The organism is Gaoshiqia sediminis, from assembly GCF_025907915.1.
Classification (GTDB): domain Bacteria; phylum Bacteroidota; class Bacteroidia; order Bacteroidales; family Prolixibacteraceae; genus Gaoshiqia; species Gaoshiqia sediminis.
The window spans coordinates 1-4,277 of the sequence record NZ_JAPAAF010000080.1; the positions used below are offsets into that span (position 1 = coordinate 1).

General features: G+C 33.9%; 4 protein-coding genes. All 4 read right to left on the minus strand.

Translation table 11 applies throughout. The features are described 5' to 3' along the window. Positions 1–174: 174 nt before the first annotated feature. Positions 175–666 (minus strand): hypothetical protein, encoded by a 492-nt coding sequence (locus N2K84_RS19955; RefSeq protein WP_282593597.1) that lies wholly within the window; start codon positions 664–666, stop codon positions 175–177. A 504-nt stretch (positions 667–1,170) separates the two neighbouring features. After that, positions 1,171–1,728, minus strand: coding sequence for a hypothetical protein (locus tag N2K84_RS19960; protein WP_282593598.1), 558 nt, complete (start codon positions 1,726–1,728; stop codon positions 1,171–1,173). Positions 1,729–1,743: 15 nt separating this feature from the next. Beyond that, positions 1,744–2,562: a universal stress protein gene (locus N2K84_RS19965; RefSeq protein ID WP_282593599.1), complete on the minus strand. Its 819-nt coding sequence runs from the start codon at positions 2,560–2,562 to the stop codon at positions 1,744–1,746. A gap of 4 nt (positions 2,563–2,566) precedes the next feature. Continuing rightward, the gene (locus tag N2K84_RS19970; RefSeq protein ID WP_282593600.1) at positions 2,567–4,036 is read right to left on the minus strand and encodes a potassium/proton antiporter; all 1,470 of its coding nucleotides are present in this window, start codon (positions 4,034–4,036) and stop codon (positions 2,567–2,569) included. Positions 4,037–4,277: the final 241 nt, after the last annotated feature.

Below are 4,277 nucleotides of genomic sequence, written 5' to 3' on the forward strand. Positions count from 1 at the left end.
TCTTAATGAACCGCTGTATACGAGACCCGTACGTACAGTGGTGTGAGAGGCTCTCCCCGTCAGTGTTCACTGGCGGGGCAGTCTACTCGATTGGCTGCTGTGCTTCTTTTTTCTGCCTGTTTGTCAATTAATTAAACACAAGCCCTATGGTCAATCCACAGGGCTTTGTCTTTATTACTTTTTGTTTTTCAGTCGGTCGTTTATTTGTTTTGCCCATTTTTCAACAAACTGCAATTCTTCACTTAACTGCGTATTAATTTCTTCGTCATACAATTCAAATTTTACTTCTCCCTTATTTTTGTTTGTAAGTATAAAACTAAGGTCTACACGCTCAATAATTGAATGGTTCTCTTTATCGATTTTAACGTTTCGTGTTTTCTTAACGGCTTGGCAAATATGAACTTCTGAAAGGTCAACAAACTTAGAAATTGCTTCTTCTTTTTTCTGTTTGAAGAAGAAAACGAAATTTCTGTTTTCGTCTATTCCTAAAACAAAGTCGCCACAAATTTCGTGTTTATTAATAATGCAACTCTGTTGATTTGCAATGTTTATTAATGATTGAAATGCTTTTTTTTCTGTTTTTTTTCTGTTTCTGCCCATTAAAATTATTGGCACGATACAGATAGCTATCAGAATAGCTCCAATAATGGTAACACCTAAATCCATTTTTAAGTCTTTTAAAATTCATAAATAATAATTTGGCAATGTGTATAACAAAGCCTTTTAAACTCAAGTTATTTCACTTGAATGGGAACAAGAGCTTAAAAAAGGATTACCAAAAATAGTGGAAGGGGAAAATGATGTCTGTTTTCCGATGTTGTATCAGAAAGTTTCTCGAAATATTGGTATACTGCGAAAATGCTGTTTCAAATAACTGCTCTGTTGTTTTTGAAATTTCCCCAAGTCCATTGAATGGATTTTTGAAACTTGGAACAGGTTGGTTGATATAATTATTTACCGAACTTTTAGACTGTGACGTGTGGCAGAAGAGTTTTGTTGAAAAGTCTGAAAAATATTGCTCTTGCGAAGTAGTTGTATTGCTATGAAAATCAGAATGTGCAAGCGACTTTGTAACAACACCTATTGCGAAGCAATAAATTGCTGTTAAAAAAACTACTCTTAATATTCTTATGTTATTTTTCACGGTGCAAAGATAGATTGATAGTTGATTTAATTTTCAAATTGATGTGGTGGATTTGAAAAAAACATTTTCAGGTAAATAACAACTCCAAAAGCAACGAGAACCAAACCGATGATGTTTGTGATTGTTGTAAAAAAGCCTATAAACAAAACCAACATTCCTGTAAGCAACATTCTTTCAGAATAGCGAACAAGTTCCATTGCTGAAAGGCTTTCAATGTTTCGTGAATATTTGAAAAGTTCTTTATCAATATGAACTTGAGCAATCACAATCCAAACAATCGCAATTTTCATAATCAGTAATCCCATTACGTTTATTAATGGATGATGGAATTTGTCAAGCGGTAAGAAAACATAATAAAATTCAGGAACAAGAGAGTAAAACACAGTCATAACGCCAAATAGAGAAAAGATAATCCAAAAATATCCGCTAACACGTTTCAGTCGATTGTATTCAAGGATTTTTTCGTTTGTGGCTGCTGGGTCTGAAATTCTTGTAACTTTTCGGAATTGTTTCCAAAAAATGATTAGCCAAGTTGCAACAAGCATAAAGGCAGGTAAATACATTTGTAAAGTTGGGTCTGTCATAATTTCTTTATTTTTTTAAGGTAAAACAATCAAAGGGGTTTGCCCTTCATATACTAATTCGTTTATTAAAAACCGTCTGAAAAGTTGGTCAGTAAAAAGGCGTGAGCCTTTTTGAACAATCAACATTTCATCAATTTTATTTTTAATTACTTTTTTTATATCGTTAAATGGATTGTTGCCTTCATAAATAGCAAATGATGTGTTGTATTTATCTGAAAACATTTCTTTTAACTCTTTTAGATGCCTTTCAATCCCTTTTGTTCTTTCATTGGGTTTTGCCAAATAGAAAAAGGTAATAGTGGTGTCTTTATTGTCAATGAAATTTAGGAACTTGTTCAATTCCAAAATATTCAATGGGTGCTTTTCTGTTACTGCCACATAAATTTTTTCGTGTGAAAAAGTGTCAATTTCTTTGGGCATTGCAACAATACAATTTTTTGTATCATCTATAACCTGAAGTGCAACGCTTCCAAGTAATAACTTTTTGAGTAAGCCCGTTCCTTTTATTCCCGTAAAAATTAAATTGTCATAAGGTTCTTCTAAAAGTTTGGGGAGTGTAAGTTGTAAATTGCTTTCCGAAACATTGAATGTAACTTTTATGGATGGCGGAATTAGTTCTTTTGCTAATACCTTCAATTTTTGCAATGCTTCTTCATTAGTATGTTCCGCAATTTGATGGCGGCTTTCATTGTCAGTAAGTGCAGGGGCTAACACAATGGACTGATGAACCAAGAGCAATTCAGCATTTGCCTGTTTACTCCAATCGCAAGCATACTTTATTAAGTTGCTTGAATACTCCGAAAAGTCAATGAGTATAATAAATCGTTTTTTCATTTTGTTACGTTTTTGGCTTGTAAAGACTATCATTTACTTTTGTGAAATCTTCCTTACTGTCAGCAAGTACCATTAATATATCTTTTGCATCAATAATAGTTGAGCCACCGGGGCGAATAAATTCTCCATTTCGCTTTATCATAATAATAAAGGCTGATTTTGGAAAATTCAAATCAACAATTCTTTTACCTACAGCGTGAAAGTCGGGTAAAATTTCAAATTCTTGCAATGATGATTTAGGAAGGTCTAAAACAAGTTGGTCTAATTCAGTGATTTTTTTTGCTTTTTCGGGTAATGCCACATTGAGCCATTTTGCAACGATTGATAAAGTCGTTCCTTGAATGAGAACCGATGTAACAGATATAAAAAACACAATATTGAAAATCATATTGGCTTTTTCTATTCCTGCTAAAAGTGGATAGGTAGCAAATACAATAGGAACTGCCCCACGCAAACCAACCCAAGAAATATAAAATCTTCTTCTCAGTTTCATTTTGAAAAACATCAAACTAAGAAATACACTTATTGGTCGAGCCACAACAATCAGGAACAAAGAAATTAGAAGTCCAATTCCCATATAAGGGAACACTTGCGAAGGAAAAACAAGCAATCCCAATGTTAAAAACAGAACAATTTGCATCAACCAAGCCAAACCATCATACATTTTAAGAATGGTTTTTTTATGTATCAAGTCTTGGTTTCCTAAATAAACGGCACAAATGTAGATTGCAAGAAAGCCATTACCACCAACAAAGTCGGTTGCGGAAAATGTAATGAACATCAAGGCAATAACCAAAACAGGATAAAGTCCTTCAAAGGCAAGTTTGATTTTGTTAATAATGAATTTGCTAAGTTTTCCAAACGCAAAACCTGCAATCCCACCTAAAATCATTTGTTGAAGAAACAAAGGAACAATGGAAGCCAAACTTTGGTCTTGGTTGATTACCAAAGTCAAAAAAGCAATGGTCAGCACATACGCCATTGGGTCGTTACTTCCGCTTTCCAACTCTAATGTTGGTCTTAAATTGGTTTTTAAGGCAAGGTTTTTTGAACGTAGAATTGAAAATACGGCTGCTGCATCAGTTGATGAAACGATTGAACCCAATAGCATACTTTCATAAATAGTAAAATCGGTTACATACCACACAAATGTTCCAAGTGAGAGGGCAGTCAGCAAAACTCCCAATGTGGATAAAACAAGTCCTTCTCTTAAAATAGGCTTTACAGAAGTCCAATTCGTGTCAAGACCGCCTGAAAACAAAATAAAATTCAACGAAACAATACCAATGAATTGTGCAATTTGAGGATTATTAAACTGAATACCGCCAATACCGTCAGACCCTGCCAACATTCCGATAGCCAAAAAAAGTAATAAAGTCGGAACACCAAATTTGTATGATGTCTTACCTACGATAATGCTTACCAAAAGTAATAGAGAGCCAACTAATAGTATATTTTCAATTGTTAAATTCATTCTTTTTTATCTCTTAAATCTGTCCGCACAAAGTTACTTTTTATACTCGGTTTAGTTGTCCAATATTCCTGTTGTTTTTCTGTCTTGTCGAACCGAAAATTGTCCGTTTGCACGATGTCTTTTCGGGGTCGGTTAGCATTGCAGCCAACGTTCTAGTATTTTATCCATCGTGTGGATGCGTTGTTAAATGTATGAATAATAATTCATATTGCTAATAGGTTATGACAGGAGGCTTTAGATG

What these genes read in the sequence shown, in the direction of transcription:
- N2K84_RS19955 (WP_282593597.1), bottom strand. Translation starts at nt 666, where the DNA reads ATGGATTTAGGTGTTACCATTATTGGAGCTATTCTGATAGCTATCTGT.
- N2K84_RS19960 (WP_282593598.1), bottom strand. Translation starts at nt 1,728, where the DNA reads ATGACAGACCCAACTTTACAAATGTATTTACCTGCCTTTATGCTTGTT.
- N2K84_RS19965 (WP_282593599.1), bottom strand. Translation starts at nt 2,562, where the DNA reads ATGAAAAAACGATTTATTATACTCATTGACTTTTCGGAGTATTCAAGC.
- N2K84_RS19970 (WP_282593600.1), bottom strand. Translation starts at nt 4,036, where the DNA reads ATGAATTTAACAATTGAAAATATACTATTAGTTGGCTCTCTATTACTT.